This is a genomic window from Kribbella sp. NBC_01484 (genome assembly GCF_036227145.1).
GTDB lineage: Bacteria > Actinomycetota > Actinomycetes > Propionibacteriales > Kribbellaceae > Kribbella.
Genome location: NZ_CP109437.1, coordinates 3757007 through 3780220 on the forward strand (window position 1 = coordinate 3757007; position 23214 = coordinate 3780220).

The following is a 23214-nucleotide window of genomic DNA, read 5'->3' on the forward strand; positions in this document are numbered from 1 at the left end:
AAGCCCGCCCCTGTGTGAGGTGAGGAGTGTCCTCGGCACTGCCAGTTCACGGAGTGAGCACCATGACGCGGGCGCCGGTGGCGTGCTGGAAGGCGTCCCTGATTTGGAATGGCGAGTCGCGCATCGCGAAATGCAGCAGGCTCGGCAGCACCACCGCAGTGACTTCGCAGCGGTTGACCGAATCGATGAGTGCCTCGAACGCCGCGGGCCACCCGTCGAATTTCTCGACGTAGGTGTATCCCATGGCGAAACCTTCTGCTTGAGCGAAGTGGGCCATCTGCCGCTCCAGCTCAGCGACCTGGCTGTCGACGACGAGCAGGTCTCGGCGGAGGTAGCCGAGTAGCTCTGGCTTGGTGTAGTCCTCGCCGAGCCTCTTCCCTCGTCTCGCCAGCGCCGGAAGGCCTCGTTGAGGCGCTGCCAGAGCCGCGCCCGCCAGCGTCGACCGCGCTGGCTCGTCACCGGCGGTCGGCATCCGGGGTCACGACGGGTTCGTTTGTCACGCGCAGGCTCAGGAAGCGTCGCCGCATGGCGGCCTCGTACGCGGCCGCGGCCTCAGGATCGGCAGTGTGGCCGGCGACCAAGTGCTCGCCGAACCAAACACAGACTCGGCGAACCGTCGGCCTTGGAGGGTGAGCAATGGTCATTCGCCACGCACTTCCCGCATGATGTCGTGCAGCATGAACCCGTACAGCACTGCAGCGATGATCATTAGCACCCACATAGCTGGTATCACGTAGCCTCACCCCGTCATTGCGGTTGGCGCTCTCTGTGTATGGAAGCTTCGTGCCGAGCTGGCTGACAGAGCCATGAACCGCAGTCGCCGGTTGACTGCCATCTGACTGCCACTTGCGCGGAAGGCCTGAAGATCGCCGTAATGTCACGGCTGCCGCCCGTCTGCCATCTGTCGGACGTTGGGCTGCCATCGACGCGCGGGCCCAGCCCTGAGGGCGCTCAGCTGACGTACCGTGAAGTCGTGGCTACGGCGCAGTACAGAACGCTGCTGGAACAGCTCGTCCACGAAGGACCCTGGACGGTCGACGAGACTTGCCGGGAGTTTGAGACGAAGGCGCAGCGGATGCAGGAATCGGCCACGCTGTCGCCGCGTCAACTCGCGCGGTGGATGCGCGGAGACGTCGCCCAAGCAAGGCCGGTGGCTCGGCGAGTTGCCGAAGCTTTCTGGGGGGACCGGTTCGAGGTCTTGTTGGGCGCACCGCAGGTGGTGCCCGAGTCTGAGGGTCGTAGCGGCCCGGCCGCGCCCGGCCTGTCCGTTGACGTCAAATCGTTGGAGGCAGCGGCAGTCATGGCCGCCCACGAGAGCTTTGAACACGCAGCCCGAATCGCCGGCACCGTCGATTCCACGGATATTTCGTGGCTCCAGGAGTCTGTTCTTGAGCTTGCCCGCGAGTACCAAGACCGCCCGCCGTTGCAGCTTCTGACCGAGGCGCGGCACATCCGCAATGTCGCGTATTTGCTGCTCGACAAGACTCGGCGACCGGCACAGACCGCTCAGCTGTACCAGGTGGCCGGGCAAGCTTGCGGGCTGCTCTCGGTCGTCTCGTTCGACTTGGCGCGGTGGGATGCCGCCGAAGAGCAGGCACGATCGGCGCGTACCTATGCAGAACTCATCGGCGACGCCGACCTTGAGGCATGGTCACGCGGGACGCAGGCCCTCATTGCCAACTGGCGTGGACAGAGTCGTCGAGCGATCGACCTGATCGCCAGCAGTATCGAGGCTGCGCCGGCAGGCGCCTTGACAGCCAGATTGCGAGCGATTGAAGCTCGGGCCTGGGCGGAGCTGGGGCGTCCGAATCAGGTGAAGGAAGCACTTCTTCTGGCTGACCTCGAGATGGACCAAATCCGTGAGGACGGGCTCTATGGCGCGACCGGTGGTGAATTCGGCTGGGGTCCGAGTCGGCATGCCGCCTGTGCCGGAACCGCTCTCCTCAAGGTCGGCCACGGTGAGACCGCCGTGACACGGATCAGTGACGCCATTGGCTTGGTCGCGGAGGACCCGTTCGGTGGGCTAGCACCAGCTCGGGCGCAGATCGATCTCGCGACCGCCGAACTCCTGGCCGGGCGACTCGACGCCAGCGCCGATGCGCTCGAGACGGTGTGGACAATCCCGGCGCCGAACCGTCGGCAAGGCCTCACCGGGCGCATGGACCAGCTGGCCCGGCAACTCACTGGCCGGGACTGGCGCGAGACCGCTCAGGCGATCGAGTTGCGCGACCAGATCGAGGTCTTCAACGCCGAGGCAGTCTCTCGTCTAGCGCTGCCGAGCGCCTGACATTTTGTCCCACTCGGCAAGGAGATGGGCTTCCCGCTCTGGTTCCAGGCCGAGCTGATTCTGCCGCGGATGCTCGATCAGGCCATCGCGATCCAGTGCCAGCTTGAAGTCTTGCATCGTGTCACTGAGCGGCCGACAGGTCAGGCCGGCCTTGGCAGCTTGCCGGCCGTCGACTTTCCACGTGCCTTCCGGGGTGCGCCACAGCGGGATCTCTGTCCATTGTCGGACGCCATGCTCAATCAACCACTGAGGATCAACCCAGGTCGGTTGAGCACGGTGGCCAGTCAGCTTCAGGCACATGTCGATGAGATCGCCGTACGTCGCATGATCTTCCGGCGCGACGACGTTGTACGCGCCGTCCAGTCGATGCTCGATGGCGTCGAGCAAGAATCTTGAGACGTCCCGGACATCGACTGGCTGGATCGGCTGCTCAGACGGCGCGGGGAGCAGCCATCGTCTGCCTTGGGCTGCTCGTTCCAGCAGTTTGAGGCCGCGGCCGACGTACTCGCCAGGACCTAGGATGACGCCAGGGCGAGCGATGAGGCTGCGGGCTGCACCGGTAGTGGCGGCAATCTCGCAGCCTGCTTTCAGCGTTCCGTATCGTTCGCCGATGGTCATGCTCGCTAGCTCTGGCGAGTTCTCCGTGTACGTCGGGGCCGAGGGCCACAATGGCGAGGTCTCGTCGACTGCGGTCGCCGGCCAGTCTTGGTAAGCGCTGACGGTTGAGACGAGGACGTATTGGTCGATGCGATCGCCGAGGGTGTTCGTCACATGCGCAACATCGATCGGCTCATAAGCGCTGGTGTCGACTACGGCATCCCAGGGGCCTTCGTTGGCTAACCGATGAAGGTCGGCTTCCTTGGTCCGATCACCAACAATGTGCCGGACACCAGCCGGCGGCCGACCGCTCCGGCCCCTCGTGAAGGCTTCGACATCCCACCCTCGGGCCAGCGCATCCTTTGCGAGCGTCCGACCCAGAAACCAACCACCACCGAGGATGAGGATCCGCATACGCAGATGGTGTCATGTCTGTGAGTTGAGTCCCCGATAGTGGTGTAGCGCGGTCGCCGAGTTCGTCACCGGCGTGTACGTCGGACGAAGAAGCGGCCACCGCGTGATCCTTCGAGTCAACCTTCCACAGAATCCTCGAGGACCAACCACGATGACCGCACCACATATTGTCGACCCTGCCGGCCTGCTTGGCGAAGCGCTCGCCGAGGCCTCGCCCGATCTGATGCGCAGCCTGCTGCAGTCGATCATCAACGCCCTGCTGTCGGCTGATGCCGATGCCGTCGCCGGCGCCGAGTGGGGCCGTCCCAGCCCGGGCCGTGCAGCTCAGCGCAACGGCTACCGCCACCGCGACCTGGACACCCGCGTCGGCACCATCGACGTCGCGATCCCCAAGCTGCGCAAGGGCACCTACTTCCCCGAGTGGCTGCTCGAGCGCCGTAAACGCGCCGAAGCGGCCCTGATCACGGTCGTGGCTGACTGCTACCTCGCCGGGGTGAGCACCCGGCGGATGGACAAGCTGGTCAAGACCCTCGGCATCGACTCGCTGTCGAAGTCCCAGGTGTCGCGGATGGCTGCCGACCTGGACGCGATCGTGGACGACTTCCGCCACCGTCCCCTCGACGCGTCCGGGCCGTTCACGTTCGTGGCCGCCGACGCACTGACCATGAAGGTCCGCGAGGGCGGCCGCGTGGTCAACGCCGTGGTCCTGCTGGCGACCGGAGTCAACGGCGACGGGCACCGCGAAGTGCTCGGCATGCGCGTTGCCACCAGCGAAACCGGGCCGGCGTGGAACGAGTTCTTCGCCGATCTGGTCGCCCGCGGCCTGGCCGGTGTCCGGCTCGTCACCTCCGACGCCCACGCCGGCCTGCGGGAGGCGATCGCAGCCAACCTGCCCGGCGCCAGCTGGCAGCGGTGCCGCACCCACTACGCCGCCAACCTCATGTCGATCTGCCCCAAGAGCATGTGGCCGGCGGTGAAAGCGATGCTGCACTCGGTCTACGACCAGCCCGACGCGACCGCCGTGCACGCCCAGTTCGACCGACTGCTCGACTACGTCGCCGAGAAACTCCCCGCCGTCGCCGACCACCTCGCCGCCGCCCGCGAGGACGTCCTCGCCTTCACCGCCTTCCCCAAGGACGTATGGACCCAGATCTGGTCCAACAACCCCGCCGAACGACTCAACAAGGAGATCCGCCGCCGCACCGACGCCGTCGGGATCTTCCCCAACCGCGACGCCATCGTCCGCCTCGTCGGCGCCGTCCTGGCCGAACAGACCGACGAATGGGCCGAAGGACGCCGCTACCTCGGCCTCGAGATCTTGGCCCGCTGCCGCCTCACCACCATCCCCACCACCAACCCCGAGATCGGAGCCGACGACCTGCCCGCACTCACCGCCTAACAACCGCCCAAGGATCGCGCAGCGATACACCACCACAAGGGACTTGACCTGTCTGTGACTGTGAGCCGTGTCAGAGGTGCGCCGCCCGGGTAACAACATGTGAGGGGCCGGCGACACCCAAACGAGCGGTCTCTGACCTCTTGCCGGGTGGCTCGTCGAGCAGGTGACTCACTGACCCTCGCCCCGGGAGCCACGCATGCCACCCGCGGGCCGGCACGCAAAGCCGCGGCTCACCATCTGCATCCGCATCGACTCCGACAACCCCTCCACCCAGTACGCGTGGATCCAGACCCGCATCCCCGCCGGCGGGCGACCCAGTTCTCCTGCCAGACCGCACGCGGTCGGTCCCCCGGCGCCGAGCAAACTCACGCAGCCCGGCCCACCCGCGCGAGGCGGGACGAGGCCCCGGTACTCCGCCTACGCATCAGACCCTTTCGGTGGCGGCCAGCGTACGGGCGAGATGAACCCCCGCCCGTAGCCCCGGCAGGTCGTCGGCAGTACTCTCGGGTGACGTGCACTGCGTCCGGTGGGGACTGGGTTACAGCACCGGCACCGCCGCGGTGTAGATGTCTAGCTGGTGCAGCGCACCGTCCGGATTATCGCCGGTGCTGTTGGAGTTGTCCGACCAGGCCGGATGAGCCAGCCCGGCGTAGAACGACAGCCCCGAGTAGTCCCCGTAGTCGATCCCGTTCCCCGAGTCATGGGAGTTCGAGGTCCCCGCGCTCATCGAAGGACAGGCTCGGGTCGCAGCAAGTGTCGCCCAGCGGGTCTCCGTTGCCGAGGCCGACCAGCCTCCTGGTCCAGGTCTGCCTGCCATCGAAGCTCACGCCCAAGAACATGCCTGCTGCGAGCCCGGCCTCGCTGTGACCGACATTCGTGAAGATCACGATGTTGTTCGGGTTCGTGGGGTTGACCGCGATGGCTTCCTCGGACTCGTTCAGGTGCCGCTGGCTGACGTTGACGTTGGTGGGGGTCGCCGCAGCCTGCGCGGTGGCCGACGTCGCGACTAGGACGGCGGCGGCGGTCAGCGCACCGAGTATCAGGGTGGGAGATCGGAACCTAGTCCTGTCTGATCCTCCTTGCCTGCTGCCGCGAAGGAGGCCAACGCTACTCCCCTTGTCCGCGGGCGTTGTTGCGTTTGGCTAGAGCCGGCAGGCTCCGGCGCGGCGGGAGCCTCGTTCGGACGGCGAGTGCGAGTTCGGTGAAGGCCGCCGGGAGGCGCAGCTGTGCCGGGGTGTCGGTGGCGGGTGTGGTGTGTCCGCGTCGGAGGTTCTGCACGAACGCGTGGCCGGCGGCGATCCGTGCGGCGGAAGCGACCCAGACACATGCACGTGGCAGGCCGGCGACGAGATGCCAAGCGTGAGACTTTCGACCAAGGCAAGGCGTGCATGTCCCGGTCGTGCGTCATCAACTTCAGCGCCCACCGGCTTCCTAGCGCCGTGCGACGTTGCGGGGGTTGTTGCGGGCGTCGGTGGCTCCGGTCAGATTGTCGGCGCGCCGCTGCGCGTCGCGCGCCACTTGCGCCGACTCCACGGTCTTTTGCATGAGGCGGTCCATGCGTTCGATGTCGCGGCGGTGCCGCCGCTCGGAGTGGTGGCCTACCAGGATCGGCTGGCCGAGAGGGATGTGGTCGGTGATCTGTCGGCGGGCCGCGTCGGCGCTGTCCGCGATGGTCTGATGCCGTGCGGCCCGGTCGCTCAGCATCTCGGCCCGGGCTTCGACGCGCTCGGCGCGGTCGGTCTCGCGGTCCTCGACGCTGCGGGTGATGTCGTTGTGGATCCTGATCTCGACTTCGGACCCGGCCGCTTCCAGGGCGGTCTTGGTGGCGTCGATGCCCCAGTCCTTTGACAGCTTGTCGCGGGAGTGGGGGATGTACCAGGCCTGCAGGTTTCGGGACCAGCGCCAGCGGTTCGCGTTGAGGACTTCGGCCGACCCGTCGCCTTTGCTGGTGCCGTACGCGATGGTTCCGTCGGCGTGGGTGTGGACCAAGGCAATGGAGTTCGCGCCCGCGGTGATCATGACTGCTCCGGTTCCTGCCAGGTGGCGGGCCGTCGACGCTCTGCTTGGCCGATTGTTTCCGCCCCCTCCTGGCAAGCGGAGTCCGGGCCCCGTGAGCGTCTGGAGTGCAACCACTGCGCACCCGGAGGGACCGCCGCAGGCGGGGTGGTTGCGGGCCAGGGGCGTCGGGTCATGATGAAGACGCCAGGAGGGGGAGGAAACCCAACTGGTACAGGGCCGACGGCAGTCGGCTCGATCGTGCGGCCGCAGGCCGGCCCGGATCGTGTCCGTCATCGCGCGCAGGGCAGGGCAGACGACTCGGCGGCGGCAGCCCGCGGCCGAGGGGGCTCGACACCCGAGGCGCGGTACGGCGTACGACCCACTGCCGTGAGAGGCGCGCCTCGAATCGAACAGGAGCGCCCCTCGGGTCTGCTCAGCTGTCGTGCTCGGTGTCGGAAGCGATCGCGGCGACAATCGCCGCCAGGGCCGGGATCTGCGGTACCCGGCCTGCACCTTCGTGAAGGTGGTCTGAGCGCATGGCTTGGCAGAGTGCGGATGACCGGCACGAGGGGTACGTCGAGTACGTGTTCGCTGACGGCTTCGGCGGGTCCGGGTGGGACGTCGACGGAGTCATGGTGCACACGGCCCCGTCCGGGACGTGGATCCCGTACGACGACAGACCTGGCGTCTCGGCCGCCGTCGGAGATCGCTGGATGGCGGGTGGCCTGTAACTGCGACGGCCGGCTCGGAACCTGGCGCGGCGAGCTGTGGACCCGGGGCGAGACCAGCGATGTGAAGGCCCGGATCCTGCGCGTCCCTGACGACCAGGTCGACGACATCGAGGACCTGCCCGCGGGGAAGCTGCTGCGCGACCAGTGGGTCCGGCACCTGGGGCCGGCCTTCGCCGAGCTCGTCGACGTACGGGCCGCGGCCGCGGATCTGGAGACGGCCCGGGACCGGCTGAACGACGCGGTCGCGGCCGCCCGGGCGGCCGGCGCGTCCTGGGAAGGCGTCGGTGATGCCGCCGGAATCACCCGCCAGTCCGCCCACGAACGCTGGAGTACGCGATGACCACAGAATCACCATCCGGATCGCCGGTGAACCGCAACGGCGAAGGAGGAGCAGTGGGTGCGACAGCAGGCGAGACACCGGCAGGGACGGATTGGGTGCTGGTACCGGACGTCGAGGAACTGACGGCAGTCGTCGAGGCCGCGGAAGACCTCCTGCTGGCCCTCGTCGTGACCGAAGAGGACTCGGCAGAGGAGCCAGACCCGTGGGTGCTGCCGGCACCACTCATGGGCCGCGACGGAGCCCTGGCCGCGCTGTACCGGATCCTTCAGGTGCTGCGCGGCACGATGGACGAGCTGGCGCTGCCCCGGATCGAGCCGGACGCCAGCACCCGGCCCCGGATATTCAACGGGAGCTACGAACACACGCCGTTCCGGGCCGTGCCGATCACCACCGCCGACCGGCGACTGCTCGCGGCCGCGGCCGACCAGCTCGAGGCCGCGCTCACGCCGGTGGCCGAGCGCGAGGCCGGGAACCCGTGGGACCGCAAGCGGCTGGTCGACCTGGTGGAACTGCTCGAGCAGATGGCCGACGGCGAGTCCAAGCCGACGACCCAGACCGAGCTGATCAAGCCCGTGTCCCGGCTCAGCCGCCTGCTGAACCTGCCGCCCGACGACGACACCGCGCTCCTGCTCGACGTCGTGAAGACCAGCGCGGCTACCGGCACCGACGTCCAGTTGACCTCGGCCCAGAACACGGCGTACGGCCGGACCGCCACCCGGATCAACACGATCCTGACCGGCGGCGACCCGCTCGCCCGCTGGGCGTACTGACCCAGAGGAGGACGAGATGACCAAGACGAACGGGATGACCGGGATGAACACCGAACCGGACGATCAGGCCGACCCGCGGTTGTCGACGCGTGAAGAACGTGCCGCCGTGGTGGCGTCGGTCCGGCACTCCACTGAGCTCGAAGGCGGCCGATCCACCGACTTCGCCCGGGAGCTGCAGGAGCAGTGGGTCGAAGGCCGCATCGACCTTGACGAGCTGGGACGCCGCCTGTGTCGCCGTACGTGGTGAGGACGGCCTTGGGCGGATCCGCGGCCCTCGGGCGACTGGCGGTCTTCATCTCTCCTCTACTTGCTCAGCGCTGCCTTGAAGGCGGTGACGTACGCGCGGTTCACGGACGGCTTCAGCTCGCCTGTTACGCGGAGGAGTGTCGAGCCCTCCACGGTCAGGTACTCGGTGCCGAGGATCGGAGCGGCCTTGTAGATCCCGGCGATGTAGTCGAGCCGCCGCTTGGCGTCCGTCTCGTTCGCGAACTGCTCCACTTGGGCGCCGCACATGCTGTCGGGCTTGGCTTTGCAGTCCGGGACGCGGTTGTCGTATGCGAACGTGGCGGAGGTGTAGCCGCCTGGGCGACCGATCAGGTTGTTGGGGTCGGTGTCTTCGGTGTAGGTCCACAGAGACTTGATGTGTCCAACGCTGGCCGCCTGCAGCGCCTTGGCGATCGTTGCGGCGTCCGGCGCAGTCTTGGGCTCGGACGCGCTGGCGCTCGGTTTCGTGCTGCTCGGCGCGACGCCGGCGATCGTGGCTTGATTCGAGGGGGAGCCGCCGGCGGGTGATTCGTTCCCGCCGCATCCGGTCAGCAGGGCGATTGCTCCGATAGCGGCGAGAGCGGTTGCGGCGACGGTCTTGCGGATCTTGGTCCCGGTCACGGGTGGTGTTCTCCTGTCGTTGCGCGAAGCAATGAAGCTCGCGGTTCATCGTGGGCCCGGAGGCCAGCGCGTTAGATGTGCTGGCCTCCGGGGTCCTGCGCAGAATTCAGCGGCCTGGCCAGGCGGTATCGCCGCGCGAAGGTATCTACTTGTGCTGGCGGCGCCGCAGAACCAGTGCTCGGCGCGATGGATCCACCCGCGAGCGGCGTCGGGCACCCGCTCGCGCTCGGCGAGCTCGTCGCCGAGCGGAGCAGGAAGCTCAGCTCGCGGTCACCTCGTCCTTGTACTGCTCGCACATCGATCCGATCGCCCAGCCCGCGATGGTGGCACCATCCGTGGCGCTGAGACCCTTGCCGGTCCCGGCAACCTCCAGGCTCACGATGATGTAGGTCTTGCCCTGGCCCAGCTCGTCGCAGACCGCCTGGCCGACCGCGATGACCGACGCGTCGCTAGCCGTGGCGTACTGCGGGTAACCGGACTTCAGTAGCGCCACGAACGCCTTCTCACCAGCCTGCTGCTCCGTCACGGCGGGAATGGTCTCCACCGGATCCGGCGTGCTGCTGATCGTGACCGGAGCGCCGCCAACGGCCGGGTGGTCGTTTCTGCTGACGGCCATCACGGTCGCACCCACGATGACCACGACGATGCAGATCCCACCGAAGCATCCCCAGCCCCAGCCCGCAGTCGGCGGCGCGCTCTCACTCATGTCCCCCCTCGTGTGATCAGCTCATAAAGAGCCTCGTGATGGCACCCCTGATACATCTACTGGCGCTCGTCGATCCCGGGACCTCGTCGGCAGCGGCCAGGTTGGCGCCTGCCTACCAATTCACCGCATTGGCGCGATTGGCGCGACTTGTCGCTCCCCACATCGAAGAGGACCTGGTCGTAGACGTTCGCCGCGAGCTCGGCTTTCTCGACCTTGTCCGGGCCGACAGCGCCGACGAGATCGTCGTAGGCCGGCTCACCCAGACGCTTCCCCAGTACGCGCTGGAGCGCTGTGACAGGTGGAAGGAGACCGCCCACAGCGAGGTCGCGTCCGTCTTTTCTGACATCCGTACCGCCTCGACAAGCCGCCGCCGCAGCAACGAGGTCGACATCATGCGCGAGTACGCACGTGTCGATGGGTTCCTCGAGGACGGCGGCGGCTGGTAGGTGCCTGGCACCGAGCCGGGCGCGGCATGTCGCGCAGGGTCAGCGGGACCCGTCGATGACGACTGCTCTCACCGGCTTGAGCCGGTTCATCAGTCCGGAGTCTTCCCGTTCAGGAGATGTCCGCGGATCAGCACGCCGCAGGTCGCGCCCCAGACGACTCCGATCGATGCGGCGGCCCCCGGTGAGCCGAGCATCGAGACGAGAACGATCGCGGGCCAGGGGTACAACGGTGCCGACCAGAATCAGCCACGGCTGGACAGGCGCAGCGGCTTGTCGGTGGCGGGTCGTAGCCTTCATTTCGTACAGCCTCCGGTTTCATGATCGGCAGAGTGCTGTCGAGCGGCCCCCGCCCACCGGGGGCCGCTCTTGCACGTCAGGGACCGTACTCATGAACGCCGACACCTTCGCCTGGGTTGAACACCTTTGCCGTGCTTTTCGGGTCTCAGCAGCTGCCGGACCGCCTCGGGTGGCGCTCGGATTCGGCGTTCTTCCACTCGTACTGCGCGGCGGCGTTGTTGTGGTCGATCTCGCTCAGCAGCGTCATGTTGATGTACTCGACGCGCTCGTCCACCTTCACCGTGGTTTCGAACTTGCCCTCGTGCATCTGGATGCCGTCGAAGATCTCGTCGGCGACGAAGATGAACTCCCTGATCTCGATCACCGGGCGCTTCCCGAATCGCTCTGTTCAGGTACGAGTCGCGGGAACTTGTCGCCGGCGTGCAGCATGTCTATCCAAGGCGGTCTGCCTGCATGCCACCGATCCTTGCCTGGCGACCCAGTGATAACGACCAGCATCAAGGGAGGCGGCCGCCGGCGGCCCGGATCAGCCGCTCAGACCGCCGCGACACGCCCGGCGGGATCCACGCCCGATTCCGCCGTTATCACCGGCGTCGTCCGCTGCCGGACGGTCGGTGCCCGGCTCTACCGGCCCGATGACGGGCACGGCGCGTGGGCGGCAATCACCCCTGATCCCCAAGTCAGAAGGACCGCCCGGGACTAAACCGGAAGGTGGGCTGGGCCGGCATCATCACCCCGGGGGCGCACTCTGGAGGCATGGCCTGGCGGTGTGGAAAGTGCGACGGCGGAGACCTGCCTGCCCACCACCGGTTCTGCCCGCTGCGCGACCCGGACGACGTCGTCGACCAGGTCGTCGTGGTGGTGTGGCCGCCGTTCGGCCAACCGGCCGATCCGCGAGCAGCGAGGCGAGACGATGCCCCGGGTACGGCGGACTGACCCCGACGCGGTCCGGCTGCCGCCGGATCTGGTCGGGCCGGTCGACGTCGAGCTGACCCGTGCGGTCGAGGAGATCCCCGGCCCGAACGCGCTGCCCGGCGGCAGCCGGTACGAACCGAAGTGTGACGGGTTTCTTCACTGAACTACTCAGCGAGAGATCTTCCCATCGGCATGATGCGAAGGCACCGTCCCCAAAACCTCGGCTGGTGCGCGACGGTCTCAAGCAGGATGCTCGGTCTGGTCGAGGCGTTCGGTAGGAGTCCGTTCGAGTTCGGTCCAACCCGTCCAGCCGCGTTGTTTCAGGAGGGCCACGAGGCGGCGGGCAGGCGGGACGGTGTCGAGTGCCAGCGTGTCCATCAGTTTGGCCAGCGGTGGGTCGAGGTTGGTGTCATTGACATAGTGCTCGCCGTGTTCGTCCGTCAAGTGGGTGAGGTAGGTGGCAAGTTCGTCGGCCAGCTCGACCAGCTTTGGGTCGTCGGGGGTTTGGTCGAAAGCCTGGCTGAGGATGCGATAGAAGTTGATCAGCTGTGGGTCGGTGATCTGTTGCCGCTTGCGTGCCATCCACGTTGGGACATGCTGGGGCGACTGTGCGGCCAGGAGGATCCAGCCGTCGCGCTCGGCTTCGATGATTCGTTCGTCGACGCCGAGCGCTCGCAAGCGGTCCAGATAGCCGACCACTTCGAGTGGCAGAGCCAGTTGGTCCCCAACGGCGAGGCGGGCAATCTCTTCTCGATGGCGCTGCCGTTGTCGGATCTCGGCCCGCAGCCGCCTGTCGATTTCGGCGACCGCAGCGGCAAATTGTTCTTTGTCGGCATGCATAAGTTCGCGCACGCGAGCCAGCGGGACGCCGGCCTCGGCGAGTGTTCTGACCTTGATCAACTCGATCACGGCGCTGGCGCCGTACCTGCGGTAGCCGGACTGGTCGCGCTCGGGTTCTGCCAGCAGTCCCTTGGCGTGGTAATGCCTCACCGCGCGCACGGTCACCCCGGCGTACCTCGCCAGCTCACCGATGGTCAGCATTGAGCCAGTTTCCTAGATCGTGGTCGAGGAGTCGACCGCGGCTTGGGTACTGCGGATGATGTCGGCGATCTCCGGTGCATGTGTCAGGACCAGGCCGTGGTCGGCGTTGAGCCGGAAGGTGCTGATGTGTGGCTGGTCGCTTACCAGCCGATCGAGCCCGGCGTGCCAGTTCTGGTTGAGCGCACGCCCTTGGCCGCCTTCGCCTGCCATCGCCGTGGACATGATCATGGTGATGGGCCGGTCGATCATCCGGTACCGGTCAAGGATCCCGGACCGGATCGCATCGATCTGGATGTTCAGGTCGAGAATTTCCCGCGCGTCGAGCAGCACCTGCCTTGCCGTGCCGCGCAGGCCCTCCAGTTGGTCCGCCATCTGCTCCCACATTTCGCGGAACACCGGCAAATCGGCCTCGGTGATGAACGGCTCGGGCACCGGGTTGGCCCCATCGATCAGCACGAGCTCGCCAACCCTGCCGGGATGCTCCGAGGCGTAGTGCACGACCAGGTCCGCGCCCAGCGAGTAGCCCACGAGCAGGGGCGTTGCGCCCGGCTCGGTGTGCCCGAGTTGCGACATCACAGCGACCAAATCGCTGAGGAAGTCCTCGAAGAAGTACCTGTCGGCGGCCGAGGAAAGGCCATGGCCGCGCAAATCGAATGTCACCACGTCGTAGTCGCGCCGCAGTAGCCCGACAAGCTCATGCAGATCGGCCTGCGTCGAGCTCAGCCCAGGGCAGAAGACCATCAGGCGTCCCCGCCCTCCTCGGGACGCCGAGATCGTGACGCCGTCGTGTTGGATCGTGTAGCTCCGAACAGCAGTGCCGCCTCCCGTGTCGGCTTGCTCCGGATCGCCGTTGGAGGGGCGCGGGCCAGTGACCTCCATCGCTCTGTTCTTCGTCATGTCCCCATCCTGGGAGGTTGACCCTGCGTCAGGGTCAACCGTTGCGGCGATGTGCCCACACAGATCGTGCACGTCACAGGAGCCCGCGGTAGGCCTGCGCAACGCTCGCTCCAGCCACCGACCGAGGTCCCAGCGGTGCGCTGAAGAGTTCAGTCAACTAACCGCTGCACCATCGTCCGGCGCGGTGACCAAGCGAGGCTGTGGTCACGGCAGCGCAAAGACCTGACCGACCGGTTTCCCGACATCGCGGCCGCCGCCGTTCGCCAGATCCCCGCCGGCGTCGTATTGGACGGGGAGCTGCTGATGCTGGTCGAGGGCCGGCTGTCCTTCGACGCTTTGCAGCGCCGCCTGGTCACGGCACCGGCCAAAGCGAGGCAGCTGGTCGCCGCCGTGCCGGCGTCGTACGTCGCGTTCGACCTGCTCGCGGTGGCTGGGGTCGACCTGCGCACCCAGCGGTGGACCGTACGCCGCGGACGACTGGAGCAGCTCGCCACCAGCTTCTCGCCCCCGCTGCAGCTGACACCGGTCACCGCGGACCTCGAGGAAGCCCGGGAGTGGTTCGACGTGTTGCCCGCGGCGATGGGCGTCGAGGGTCTGGTCGTGAAGGGGGCGGCCACCCGGTACGTCGGCGGCCGCCGCGAGTGGCTGAAGGTGAAGCACCGGGCCACCCGGGAGTTCTTGATCGGTGGCGTGCTCGGGCCGATCGCCCGGCCCGAGGTGGTGATCGCCGGCCTGTACCGCGGCGACGATCTGGTCATCGTCGGCCGCACCGTTCCGCTCAGCCCGGCCCAGTCGGCCGAGCTCGGCGCGGTGCTGACCCCAGCCAAGCCGGGCCACCCGTGGCCGGACAAGATCACGTCCCAGCGGTGGGGCGGGAAGGATTCCAAGAAGCCGTTGACCCAGGTCGAGCCGCTCGTCGTCGCCGAAGTCGCGGCCGACGCCGCCACCCAGGCCGGCCAGGTCCGCCACTCGATGAGGTTCATCCGCTTGCGACCCGACCTCACTCCCGACGATCTCGACCAGCTCGATTCCTGAGCCGTACCGACCGCTTGCGCGCCGTTGTTGGCGCCGCGCGTGCCTCAGATGGCCACTGCAACGGTGGCGGCATCCACCCAACGCGCGAGGATGCTGAAGGCCGCTAGTTGTTCCAGGGCCTCGTTCTCGTCCAACTCCTCGTCGATCTCGTGTGCGATCGGGTTTCGAATAGCGGAGTACACGCCGCGGGCGAAGTTGCCGGCGCCATCGTGGCGGTTCTTGAACGTGTCGCTGCCGTCGTCGAGCATGAGCCTTAGTCGCGGGTGACCAAGGGATGGCGGGTTGGTCGAGAAGGCATCGGAGAGCAGCTTTGCCTCCGAGGCGTCGCGGCGGCCGAGTTTCGTCTGTGCCTGGGCGTTGATGGCCCTGGCCGCCATGCCGATGGCTTCCCGGTAGTGACCGCTGCTCCACAGCCCTTGGACGCTACCCCAGACCCAGGGGTGCAGAGTTGCGGCGTCGAGTTGCGGTGCTCCACTACCGAGGTTCTCGATCAGTTCCTGCTCAGCCTCGAGTTGCGCGATGGCGCGGTTGGTCGCCTCGCGATGGCGCCAGTATGGCTGGGAATCGTTCGCAGGCCAGTCGGCGGTCCGCCAGTGCGGAAGCACCCGGTCGAGGATTTGCTCGATGATCTGCGCGGCAGCCTGCACCTCCCGTTCCGGCCTGTCCAGTACGTGGTACCCGCCGCCGCTGAGCGGCGAGCCGCGGAGGTACTTGACCGACGCGGTTTCGAGGAAGGCCTGCAGCTTGTCGATCACCCATTGGCGGTTCATTTCTGGCACCGCCTCATCATCGCTTCCGCGGCTACGCAACGTCTCGGCGATAACTGCCTGCACCACCGGACGTCCCTGCACGGCCGGACATCGCTGCTGGTGTGTCCGTGGCGCGTGGCAGGCTGGCAGGCCTGTGTGGTCGATACGCCTCGGTGGCTAGCCGCGCCGATCTGCTCGAGCGGTTCGTCGTTGACGAGAGCAACGCCGACGAACTGCGGGGCCAGGACTTCAACGTCACCCCGACCAAGGACAACCCGGTGGTGATCGCCCGCATCCCTGAGGACGCCGGCGAGGCTGCGGATCCGGTGCGCGAGCTCCGGGCGTTCCGGTGGGGCCTGCTGCCGGTGTTTGCCAAGGAGATCAAGGATGGCGCGAGGATGATCAACGCCCGCGCGGAGACCGTCCACGAGAAGCCGGCCTACCGGCGGGCGTTCAAGTCGCGGCGGGCGCTGCGGCCCGCAGCGGCACTGACCGACGCAATCAGCGCGGCGAGCCCAAGTCAGGGCTCACCGCGCTGAGTCGTTTCTGCGTTCAGCAGGCGACGTTGGTGCACTGGGCGGGGTTGCCGTTGTGGCTTGCGTGATTGCCGCCGCCGTCGATCACACCGGGGACGGCTTCGATTCCCAGGTTGTGGTTGTTGTTGGCGGTGTTCCGGGTGAGCTTGGTCGAGGGCCCGTCGACGTGGATGCCGTCGTTGCCGTTGCGGTTGGCGGTGTTGCGCTCCACGACAGTCGCGATCGCCGTGGTGCCGACGTAGATCCCTTCACTCTCCACGCTGTTGACGGTGTTCCGCGAGATGATGTTGTCCTCGGGAGCGTTCGGTGCGTCGAGTGTCAGGACCAGGATGGCCGGTCCGCGACCGCCGGTGACCGTGTTCCGGTCCACCGTGTTGCGATTGGCGCCGTCGAGGATGATCCCGAATCCGCCCGTCTCCGCGGAGCCGAAGAATCCCGTGCCGGTCACGAGATTGTGGCTGATCAGGTTGCCGTCGACCTCCTGGAGGACAATCCCGTCGCCGTTGGCGGCCAGCCGGTTGTGCTCGACGCGGTTGGCGGTGGCGCTGCCACCGATGTCCATCGCGGCCCCGGCGTTGTGGGACACGGCATTTCCGCGGACGGCGTTGCGGGAACTGTCGAAGATGCCGATCCCTTCGTCGTTGCCGCGGACCACATTGCTTTCGATCGTGCTGTCGGTGGTGTCCGCGAGGATGACCCCGGCGTCGTTGGTGTCCGCAATCACCAGTTGACGGAGACGATTGTGAGCGGCACCTCCCCCGACGAACGCTCCGGCCCGGAACTGGCGGACCTTCCCGCCGGTGACGGTCACGCGATCGTGGCCGTCCAGATTCGACACCCCGATGTCGCAGGGCCCGTCGGGACACTCCGACCGTACGCCGTCCCCGTCGATGGTGTGTCCGTTGAGGTCGAGCGTGATGTTGTCGGCGCCGATGACGATGCCGTCGCCCGGACAGTTGACGAGATCGGCGTGCAGCTTGGTGTCAGCCGTGATCGTGTCACCGCAATGGAGGGTCGTCTTCACCGCAGTCGCCGCCGCGACGGCGCCGGCTTGGGCAGGTGCCACCATGGCGATCACCGTCCCGGCGATCACGACGGCCAGGGTGGTGGCCGCGGCCAATGCACGTGAGCCATCTCTTGCTTCTGACATCGTTCGCCCCCTCTCCCTGGGGCCTGGAGTTCTCGGCCCTTGCGGTCGAAGCTAGGTGCCACGGGGCAGATCTGTCGATGTTCGAAGTCGACTGCACAAATGTCCGGAACAGTGGGCCAAGCGAGTGCAGCGATACCTTCGGCACGTGGAGAACCTGTTCACCCCCGACCTGTTCGTGGTCGGCGGCGGGGTCAGCAAGCACGCCGACAAGTGGGTGCCGCTGCTCGAGATCTCCACCCCGGTGAAGCAGGCTCAGCTGCTCAACAAACGCCGGCATCGTCGGCGCGGCGATGGCCGCGCACGAGAAGTTCACCGAGTAGGCCGGCTAGAACCCGAGCTCGGCGCGGATCGCGGCGCCGTGCTCGTCGAGATCGGGCGCCCGCCGCCGCTCGGCCGGGTCGGGCCAGGGCGCGATCATGGCGCCGCCTGTCGACGGCAGTCTCGACATGTACGCGGTGTCGAAGGTCGTGGACAACGTGAAGAACAACGGCCCTGAGCTGCTGGAGCCGCTCCCCGCTGAGGGCTGAGCGCTCGTCTGCGACCTGTCGAACCTGTACCAGCTGGGTAGTTGATCCGGAAGATCTACCGCCAGCTGGGGTCGATCACGTCGACCCTGCGGGGATCGCCACCCAGGACGAGATCCGGCGCATGTCCTCGTTCTTCACCGTGTTCGCCTCGGGCATCGGAGTGAAGAACCACAGTTTAGGAAACCAGTGTTCTACCGCAGGTCGCGGCTGATGAGTTCCTTCATGATCTCGCCCGAGATGTCGGTGTCCATCGGCTCACCGATCATCACCGACATCAGCCCCCATTACGGTTCGCGATCCTCGACAGTCTCGACATGTACGCCGTGTCCAAGGCCGTGAACAGCGTGAAGAACAACGGACCCGAGCTACTCGAACCACTTCCGGCCGAACACTGATGGTCTGTCGCCCGCCAGAACTCACTTCGTCCTGGCTCGCCCGCGAACTGGGCCAGGCGTTCGAGCAGGCACAGGCCGCCATCAACCAGCAGGGCTACAACGACCGTCAGGAGCAGCAGCGATGAGCGAGGTCATCGAGCGCGCGGCGTACCGGAACCTGTGGGCCGATGCTTACCGAGCCCTGGTGTCCGAGCACCCGGACCGCGAGCAGCGGTACGAGCGGGTACGCATCGCGAGTGCTGAGAGCTGGGACAGCGGGGAACGGTTGTCCGAAGACGAGATCCGGGACCGGGTTGAGGTGCTGACCCGGTCGGACTCGACGCCCGGCGACGACCTGCCGGATGACCACCACCCCCGCTACCGCTGGTACAAAGAAACGCCTGGCCCGCAGAGCGATGCCATTTTCGGCTCCGGGCCGTTCGCCGTGTTGCCTCGAGCCGCGCGGGGACGATGATCACCGGCCTAGCGTTATCACTGAGGGTTTGTCAGTCCGCGGCCGCTGTCACGGCGACCGGGTTATCTCCGGTAGGTGAGGGCGGGCGCGGCGCGGCTCGATGGGCTGCGCGGGAGGATGGAGGCAGGGGTGGCGCAACAGTCCTCCGACGTTCCAGCGACCGCCGCTGTAGGTTTCAACCGGCTGGTGGCGGTCATCGCTGCCGTGGTGTTCGTCGAGTTGATGCTGTTCGCTGGTCGGTACGGGTATCACGGCGACGAGTTGTACTTCATCGTCGCCGGGTCGCATCCGGCGTTCGGATATCCCGACCAGCCGCCGCTGGTGCCCTTGCTCGCGGGTCTGATGCACCACATCGCGGCCTCGTTGTACCTGTTGCGGCTCCCGTCTGCGGTGGCGGCGGCTGTGACGGTGATGGTGGCCGCTGCGATCGCTCGTGACGCCGGTGGCGGCCGGCGGGCTCAGCTGATCGCGGCTTGTGTTGTGGCGGTGTCGGCGATTTCGTTGGCCACTGGCCATTTCGTGACCACGACCACGTTCGACGTGCTGTCCACGACCCTGCTGGGCTGGCTGCTGGTGCGGGCGGTGATGCGACACGACCCGCGGCCGCTGGTATGGGCGGGGGTGGTGGTCGGTGTCGGCTTCGAGGCCAAGCCGCAGGTGGCCTTCGTCGCAGTCGTCTCGCTCGTGGCGCTTGCCGTCATCGGGCCCCGGTGGGTGTTTCGATCGAGACACCTGTGGACGGGCGTTGTCATTGCCTTCGTGCTCGGCGCGCCGTACCTGATCTGGCAGCAGCGTCATGGCTGGCCACAACTCACCGTCGCGGGCAACATCGGCGGATCCGCTGAGGGCGGCCGGGCGGGGTTCATCCCGTTCCAGCTGGTGATGGTCTCGCCACTACTCGTCCCGATCTGGATCGCCGGCCTGGTGGCCGCGTGGCGCAACCCGGCACTGCGACTGTTGCGCTTCATCCCGGTCCTGTACGGGATGCTGGCCTTGGCGTATCTACTCGGCGACGGCAAGGCCTACTACCTTGCCAGCCTCTATCCCACCCTGATCGGGCTCGGTTCGATCCCGACCGCGGCCTGGTTGACGCGTGGCACGAGGACGTGGTTGAGGTGGGGATCGCTCGCAACCGCCGTCGGGCTTTCGGCGGTCATCAGCGCCGTGGTCGCGCTACCGCTGTTACCCGAGCGCGATCTGCCGAACAGCGCCACCATCGCACTCAACCCTGACATCGGCAACGAGGTCGGCTGGCCACAGTTCATCGACACGATCGGCACGGTGTGGAATGCCGTTCCGCCGGCGACCAGAGCCCACGCGGTGATCTTCACAGGAAGCTACAGCGAAGCCGGCGCCGTCGACGTCCTCGGCGACCGCGACGGACTCCCGCACGCCTTCTCCGGTCACAACGGGTTCAGCCTGTGGGGACAGCCGAAGCCAGACCAGACCACGACGATCGTCGTCGGCTACGACTCACCGCAGCAGGCCAGCGCCTACTTCACCGGATGCCGTGTCATCAGCCGCATCAGCAACCCCGTCGAGCTGGACAACGGTGAGTACGGCGCACCAGTGCTGCAATGCTCAGGACTCACCTCCACGTGGGCACAACTCTGGCCCCGGCTACGGCACTACGAATGACATGACCAGCCGACGGACAAGCCGTGTACGAGCCGATGACTCGTCCACCCACAGCCCAGAACTCCCGAACCCGTCCGTAGCCGCAAGTAGAGGCAGGTCTCGCCCGGCCTGACTCGAGCGGCCCGGCCCGGACGTCGTAGACGCGTCCATCGCCTGCAGTACAACGAGGCCCGACCACGATGCTCGCGGCCAGGCCAGGGCGGCGCGTTCCCGTTCCACAAACGGTCGTTTCGGAACACCATGCGTTCCAACTGCAGTCGCCGCGTTGGCAAATGGGTGACGCGAGGTGTGGTCATTGCCCCGAGGACGAGCCGAGTTCCGTGAGACCAGCCGTCCCTCGTCCGGGTGGTCGCGCTGGACCGGCCCGACGTCGCGCTCGTCGACATCAAGATGCCACCCACACACAGCGACGAAGGCTTGTCCAGCATCGCTGGTAACCAGTACGACGGGATCGTGCGCTGGATGACCACGAATGTCGGTCTGTGGCCACGTCGCCGCCGACGCTGCCCTGCACGCCAGGCCTTTCGCGATGAGCGGGTGCACCTGTGCGGTCGGGCAACCGAGGATGGCGGCTGCCTGGACAGCACTGATACGGATCGGCAACCATGCGCTGCTGCCCCAGGAGAGGATCGATCGGGGATCGACCTCAGCGTTCGTCGGCGACGGCCCGGACTGACTCACCGCCTGGCCTCGGCATGGTTGTCGCAGTACCAGTCGCCCCGGTGCTGTTGCCAGGCGTTCGTGGTGAGCCAGTGCACGGCCAGTTGGGGGAGGGGGGAGGGTTCGGGGACGGCCAGGTCGTCACCGAGCATGACGGTGGTGTCGAACAGTCCACACATGACGATGCGCGCCCGGTGCGGCTGGCAACGTTCGCAGTGGCGCCGCTCGAGGATCCGTCCGGCGTGGTCGGGGTCGAGGGTCAGCCAGATCGTGGCGAGACCGTCGCGGTGCAGCTCGAGCTCGCGAGAGTCGGTCGGCCGGTAGTCGCAGGTCGGACATACAGGCCCTCGCCCAGCCGGTACGGGCCTACTCACCGGCTGCGGTGCCTCGATGATCGCGGCTGCCTCAGGCTGCTGCTCGGCCTCCTGCGGGAGGGTCGGCTGTTTGGTCAGCTCAGGGACGTACTTGTAGATCGTCGACCGGCTCACGCCGAGCAGCTTGGCGATCGAGGACACGCTGTTCTCGTGCTGGGTGAGCAGGGTGCGGGCGGACTGGATCTGCTCCGGGTCATCGCCGGTGGCCGGCCAAGCCGCACACCTCTGGCTCGTGCGGCGGCGAGGCCTTCATTGGTGCCTTCGACGATGAGTTCGCGGATGAACTCGGCGAGGGCAGCGAAGACGTGGAAGACGAGCCGGCCGCCGGGGGTGGTGGTGTCGAGTGCTTCGTGCAGGGACTTGAACCCGATGCGGCGGCGGCGCAGTTCGCCGATGATCGAGATCAGGTCCTGCAGGCTGCGGCCGAGTCGCCACAGCTCGAGGACGACGATCGTGTCCCCGGGACGCAGGTAGTCCAGGCACTTGGCAAGCTCGGGGCGGTCGGTGTTCTTGCCGCTCAGCTTCTCCTCGAAGATCCGCTGGCAGCCGGCCGCGGTGAGGGCGTCGACCTGGCGGTGGAGCTTCTGGTCACGGGTCGAGACCCGGGCGTACCCGATCAACGCGCCTGCACCGCCGATCGAGTCGATCGGATCACCATCAAGCTCCAACTGGGCAAGGTCCGGGACGGTCGTCAGGCCCTGGACTGTACGAGAAAGGGGCCTAAGGCAAGTTGTTCGACACTCCGACTTCTCGACACGTTTTATCGACACCGATCCGATACCCACCGAGTCAGATCGGTGTCGATGTCCGAAGTCGGCTGCGCAGTTGTCTGAACTCGGCTGCACATGGTGCTCGCCGCTCGAAGGGCAAGGCTCAGCGGACCCTCGGTCGCTAGTCCTGTTCCCGCCGCTGCTCGTTGATGCGCAGGGCTTCGGCGAGTTGGTCTTCCAAGATGATGATCCGGCAGGCCGCGTCGAGCGCAGTGCCCTGGTCGACGAGTTCACGGGCGCGTGCTGCTAGACGCAGTTGGTAGCGGGAGTAGCGGCGGTGGCCGCCCTCGGAGCGTTGCGGGGTGATGAGTTTCGCCTCGTCGAGGCTCCGCAGGAATCCCGGCGTGGTGCCGAGCATCTCCGCCGCCCGGCCCATCGTGTAGGCGGGGTAGTCCTCATCGTCGAAACTGGCCGGCCCGGCCGGCGGGGTTGAACTCATCGGTGTCTCCGTGTGCAGGTCTGGGGTCATCGAACCTCCATGCCGAAGGGCCCCGGTGCCGAAGCACCGGGGCCCAGGGGTTGTGGATTGTCACCATCTACCGGCCGTGAGGCCGGTCTTGCATGTCCGCAGCGCGCCACGTGAAGGCTGTCACTGCGGGGATCGCTGAATGCGTAACCGAAGACCACCTTCCCATCTGATGGAGCTACGGCACCCGCCCGGCGAAGTACTGGCACTGGCGGGCGATCCGACGGTGTAATCCCTTCCCTTCTCTCTCTCGAACAGCAACTACTTACTGCTACCTCAACTACAAACAGCAACTGCTACTGCTGGTACGGAACTGCGACTTCAACCGCTGACTACAACTGCGAACTGCAACAGCTACTTCCATCCGTCAAGCCTGGAACCCTTTCCGACCACTGGCTCCAGTGACTCTGACCGGATCCTGGCGGGAAACCCGAGCCCCTTCACTGATCGGCCCGGCGGAATCCGCCGTCGTACGTACTTCGCAATCACACTCTTGGACAGGACGGTAGCTGTCCACGTCAGCTTCGCTGTTCTTCTCTGTCAACACGAGGAACACTACACACGTCGCCGGTGAATGTCTAATCCCATCACCACAGATATTGAGGGTGTCGCGGGAGAGGTTCGAGCTGCTGCTAGGAGCCAGGTGGCGTGCCTGGCTGTGCGGTGAGGTCGGGATGGCGGCATGCCGAGGTTGACTGCGCGGCGGGCCTGGGTGCGTTTGCCGCGGAGGAACGCCT

Annotated in this window: 27 protein-coding genes; 13 read left to right on the forward strand and 14 right to left on the reverse strand. The window is 66.8% G+C overall.

Annotated elements, in window-relative coordinates; genetic code table 11:
• Positions 1-46 precede the first annotated feature (46 nt).
• On the reverse strand, positions 47-472 hold the full coding sequence (locus OG555_RS18545) for a hypothetical protein (RefSeq protein ID WP_329484158.1): 426 nt from the start codon (positions 470-472) through the stop codon (positions 47-49).
• A gap of 501 nt (positions 473-973) precedes the next feature.
• Between OG555_RS18545 and OG555_RS18550 the strand changes: the two genes are divergently transcribed.
• Complete coding sequence (locus OG555_RS18550; RefSeq protein WP_329484159.1) at positions 974-2287, forward strand: hypothetical protein; 1314 nt, start codon at positions 974-976, stop codon at positions 2285-2287.
• Here OG555_RS18550 and OG555_RS18555 read toward each other — a convergent pair.
• Positions 2267-3298 (reverse strand): NAD-dependent epimerase/dehydratase family protein, encoded by a 1032-nt coding sequence (locus tag OG555_RS18555; protein WP_329484160.1) that lies wholly within the window; start codon positions 3296-3298, stop codon positions 2267-2269. The two genes, OG555_RS18550 and OG555_RS18555, sit on opposite strands and share 21 nt — an antisense overlap.
• 151 nt (positions 3299-3449) lie before the next feature.
• Here OG555_RS18555 and OG555_RS18560 point away from each other — a divergent pair, with 151 nt between their 5' ends.
• On the forward strand, positions 3450-4697 hold the full coding sequence (locus OG555_RS18560; protein WP_329475051.1) for an IS256 family transposase: 1248 nt from the start codon (positions 3450-3452) through the stop codon (positions 4695-4697).
• Positions 4698-5235: 538 nt separating this feature from the next.
• Here OG555_RS18560 and OG555_RS18565 read toward each other — a convergent pair.
• Positions 5236-5424, reverse strand: a complete 189-nt coding sequence (locus tag OG555_RS18565; protein ID WP_329484161.1) for a hypothetical protein — start codon at positions 5422-5424, stop codon at positions 5236-5238.
• A 704-nt stretch (positions 5425-6128) separates the two neighbouring features.
• Positions 6129-6716: a DUF3560 domain-containing protein gene (locus OG555_RS18575; RefSeq protein WP_329484162.1), complete on the reverse strand. Its 588-nt coding sequence runs from the start codon at positions 6714-6716 to the stop codon at positions 6129-6131.
• Positions 6717-7231: 515 nt separating this feature from the next.
• Here OG555_RS18575 and OG555_RS18580 point away from each other — a divergent pair.
• The 4 genes from OG555_RS18580 to OG555_RS18595 are packed head-to-tail and all read left to right on the forward strand — an operon-like array spanning position 7232 to position 8783.
• A complete protein-coding gene (locus OG555_RS18580; RefSeq protein WP_329484163.1) occupies positions 7232-7426 on the forward strand; it encodes a hypothetical protein in 195 nt (64 codons plus the stop codon).
• Entirely contained in the window at positions 7416-7766 is a 351-nt protein-coding gene (locus tag OG555_RS18585; protein ID WP_329484164.1) for a hypothetical protein, read from the forward strand. Before OG555_RS18580 ends, OG555_RS18585 begins: the two co-directional genes overlap by 11 nt.
• 53 nt (positions 7767-7819) lie before the next feature.
• On the forward strand, positions 7820-8536 hold the full coding sequence (locus tag OG555_RS18590) for a hypothetical protein (protein WP_329484165.1): 717 nt from the start codon (positions 7820-7822) through the stop codon (positions 8534-8536).
• A gap of 16 nt (positions 8537-8552) precedes the next feature.
• Positions 8553-8783, forward strand: coding sequence for an antitoxin VbhA family protein (locus tag OG555_RS18595; protein ID WP_329484166.1), 231 nt, complete (start codon positions 8553-8555; stop codon positions 8781-8783).
• A gap of 56 nt (positions 8784-8839) precedes the next feature.
• Here OG555_RS18595 and OG555_RS18600 read toward each other — a convergent pair whose 3' ends face one another.
• Both OG555_RS18600 and OG555_RS18605 read right to left on the reverse strand, forming a co-directional pair.
• Positions 8840-9421 carry a hypothetical protein gene (locus OG555_RS18600; RefSeq protein WP_329484167.1) on the reverse strand — a complete coding sequence of 194 codons (582 nt, stop codon included), beginning with the start codon at positions 9419-9421 and terminating at the stop codon, positions 8840-8842.
• Positions 9422-9680: 259 nt separating this feature from the next.
• On the reverse strand, positions 9681-10127 hold the full coding sequence (locus tag OG555_RS18605) for a DUF732 domain-containing protein (protein WP_329484168.1): 447 nt from the start codon (positions 10125-10127) through the stop codon (positions 9681-9683).
• Between the two features lie 38 nt (positions 10128-10165).
• Between OG555_RS18605 and OG555_RS18610 the strand changes: the two genes are divergently transcribed.
• The gene (locus OG555_RS18610) at positions 10166-10573 is read left to right on the forward strand and encodes a hypothetical protein (RefSeq protein WP_329484169.1); all 408 of its coding nucleotides are present in this window, start codon (positions 10166-10168) and stop codon (positions 10571-10573) included.
• A gap of 442 nt (positions 10574-11015) precedes the next feature.
• Here the strand turns inward: OG555_RS18610 and OG555_RS18615 are convergent, their stop codons facing one another.
• On the reverse strand, positions 11016-11234 hold the full coding sequence (locus OG555_RS18615; protein WP_329484170.1) for a hypothetical protein: 219 nt from the start codon (positions 11232-11234) through the stop codon (positions 11016-11018).
• Positions 11235-11639: 405 nt separating this feature from the next.
• Between OG555_RS18615 and OG555_RS18620 the strand changes: the two genes are divergently transcribed.
• Complete coding sequence (locus tag OG555_RS18620; RefSeq protein WP_329484171.1) at positions 11640-11948, forward strand: hypothetical protein; 309 nt, start codon at positions 11640-11642, stop codon at positions 11946-11948.
• Between the two features lie 77 nt (positions 11949-12025).
• On the opposite strand, the gene OG555_RS18625 is transcribed toward OG555_RS18620, so the two are convergent.
• Complete coding sequence (locus tag OG555_RS18625; protein WP_329484172.1) at positions 12026-12826, reverse strand: MerR family transcriptional regulator; 801 nt, start codon at positions 12824-12826, stop codon at positions 12026-12028.
• Between the two features lie 12 nt (positions 12827-12838).
• Complete coding sequence (locus OG555_RS18630) at positions 12839-13705, reverse strand: alpha/beta fold hydrolase (RefSeq protein WP_329484173.1); 867 nt, start codon at positions 13703-13705, stop codon at positions 12839-12841.
• 240 nt (positions 13706-13945) lie between these two features.
• Between OG555_RS18630 and OG555_RS18635 the strand changes: the two genes are divergently transcribed.
• Positions 13946-14758 (forward strand): ATP-dependent DNA ligase, encoded by an 813-nt coding sequence (locus OG555_RS18635; RefSeq protein ID WP_329484842.1) that lies wholly within the window; start codon positions 13946-13948, stop codon positions 14756-14758.
• Between the two features lie 44 nt (positions 14759-14802).
• Here the strand turns inward: OG555_RS18635 and OG555_RS18640 are convergent, their stop codons facing one another.
• Positions 14803-15594, reverse strand: a complete 792-nt coding sequence (locus tag OG555_RS18640; protein WP_329484174.1) for a TIGR02391 family protein — start codon at positions 15592-15594, stop codon at positions 14803-14805.
• 86 nt (positions 15595-15680) lie between these two features.
• On the opposite strand from OG555_RS18640, the gene OG555_RS18645 reads away from it, so the two are divergent.
• Complete coding sequence (locus OG555_RS18645; protein ID WP_329484175.1) at positions 15681-16046, forward strand: SOS response-associated peptidase family protein; 366 nt, start codon at positions 15681-15683, stop codon at positions 16044-16046.
• Between the two features lie 13 nt (positions 16047-16059).
• Here the strand turns inward: OG555_RS18645 and OG555_RS18650 are convergent, their stop codons facing one another.
• Complete coding sequence (locus tag OG555_RS18650; RefSeq protein WP_329484176.1) at positions 16060-17193, reverse strand: right-handed parallel beta-helix repeat-containing protein; 1134 nt, start codon at positions 17191-17193, stop codon at positions 16060-16062.
• Positions 17194-18114: 921 nt separating this feature from the next.
• On the opposite strand from OG555_RS18650, the gene OG555_RS18660 reads away from it, so the two are divergent.
• The 3 genes from OG555_RS18660 to OG555_RS18670 all read left to right on the forward strand — a co-directional run bounded on the left by OG555_RS18660 (position 18115) and on the right by OG555_RS18670 (position 20207).
• Positions 18115-18240, forward strand: a complete 126-nt coding sequence (locus OG555_RS18660) for a hypothetical protein (protein ID WP_329484177.1) — start codon at positions 18115-18117, stop codon at positions 18238-18240.
• Positions 18237-18569: a hypothetical protein gene (locus tag OG555_RS18665; RefSeq protein ID WP_329484178.1), complete on the forward strand. Its 333-nt coding sequence runs from the start codon at positions 18237-18239 to the stop codon at positions 18567-18569. The genes OG555_RS18660 and OG555_RS18665 overlap by 4 nt, the downstream gene beginning before the upstream one ends.
• Before the next feature lie 129 nt (positions 18570-18698).
• Positions 18699-20207 (forward strand): glycosyltransferase family 39 protein, encoded by a 1509-nt coding sequence (locus OG555_RS18670; protein ID WP_329484179.1) that lies wholly within the window; start codon positions 18699-18701, stop codon positions 20205-20207.
• Positions 20208-20884: 677 nt separating this feature from the next.
• Here OG555_RS18670 and OG555_RS18675 read toward each other — a convergent pair.
• The 3 genes from OG555_RS18675 to OG555_RS18685 all read right to left on the reverse strand — a co-directional run bounded on the left by OG555_RS18675 (position 20885) and on the right by OG555_RS18685 (position 22450).
• Positions 20885-21382: a hypothetical protein gene (locus OG555_RS18675; protein WP_329484180.1), complete on the reverse strand. Its 498-nt coding sequence runs from the start codon at positions 21380-21382 to the stop codon at positions 20885-20887.
• Positions 21352-21909 carry a recombinase family protein gene (locus OG555_RS18680; protein WP_329484181.1) on the reverse strand — a complete coding sequence of 186 codons (558 nt, stop codon included), beginning with the start codon at positions 21907-21909 and terminating at the stop codon, positions 21352-21354. Before OG555_RS18680 ends, OG555_RS18675 begins: the two co-directional genes overlap by 31 nt.
• Positions 21910-22132: 223 nt before the next feature.
• Positions 22133-22450, reverse strand: a complete 318-nt coding sequence (locus tag OG555_RS18685; RefSeq protein ID WP_329484182.1) for a MerR family transcriptional regulator — start codon at positions 22448-22450, stop codon at positions 22133-22135.
• Between the last annotated feature and the right edge of the window lie 764 nt (positions 22451-23214).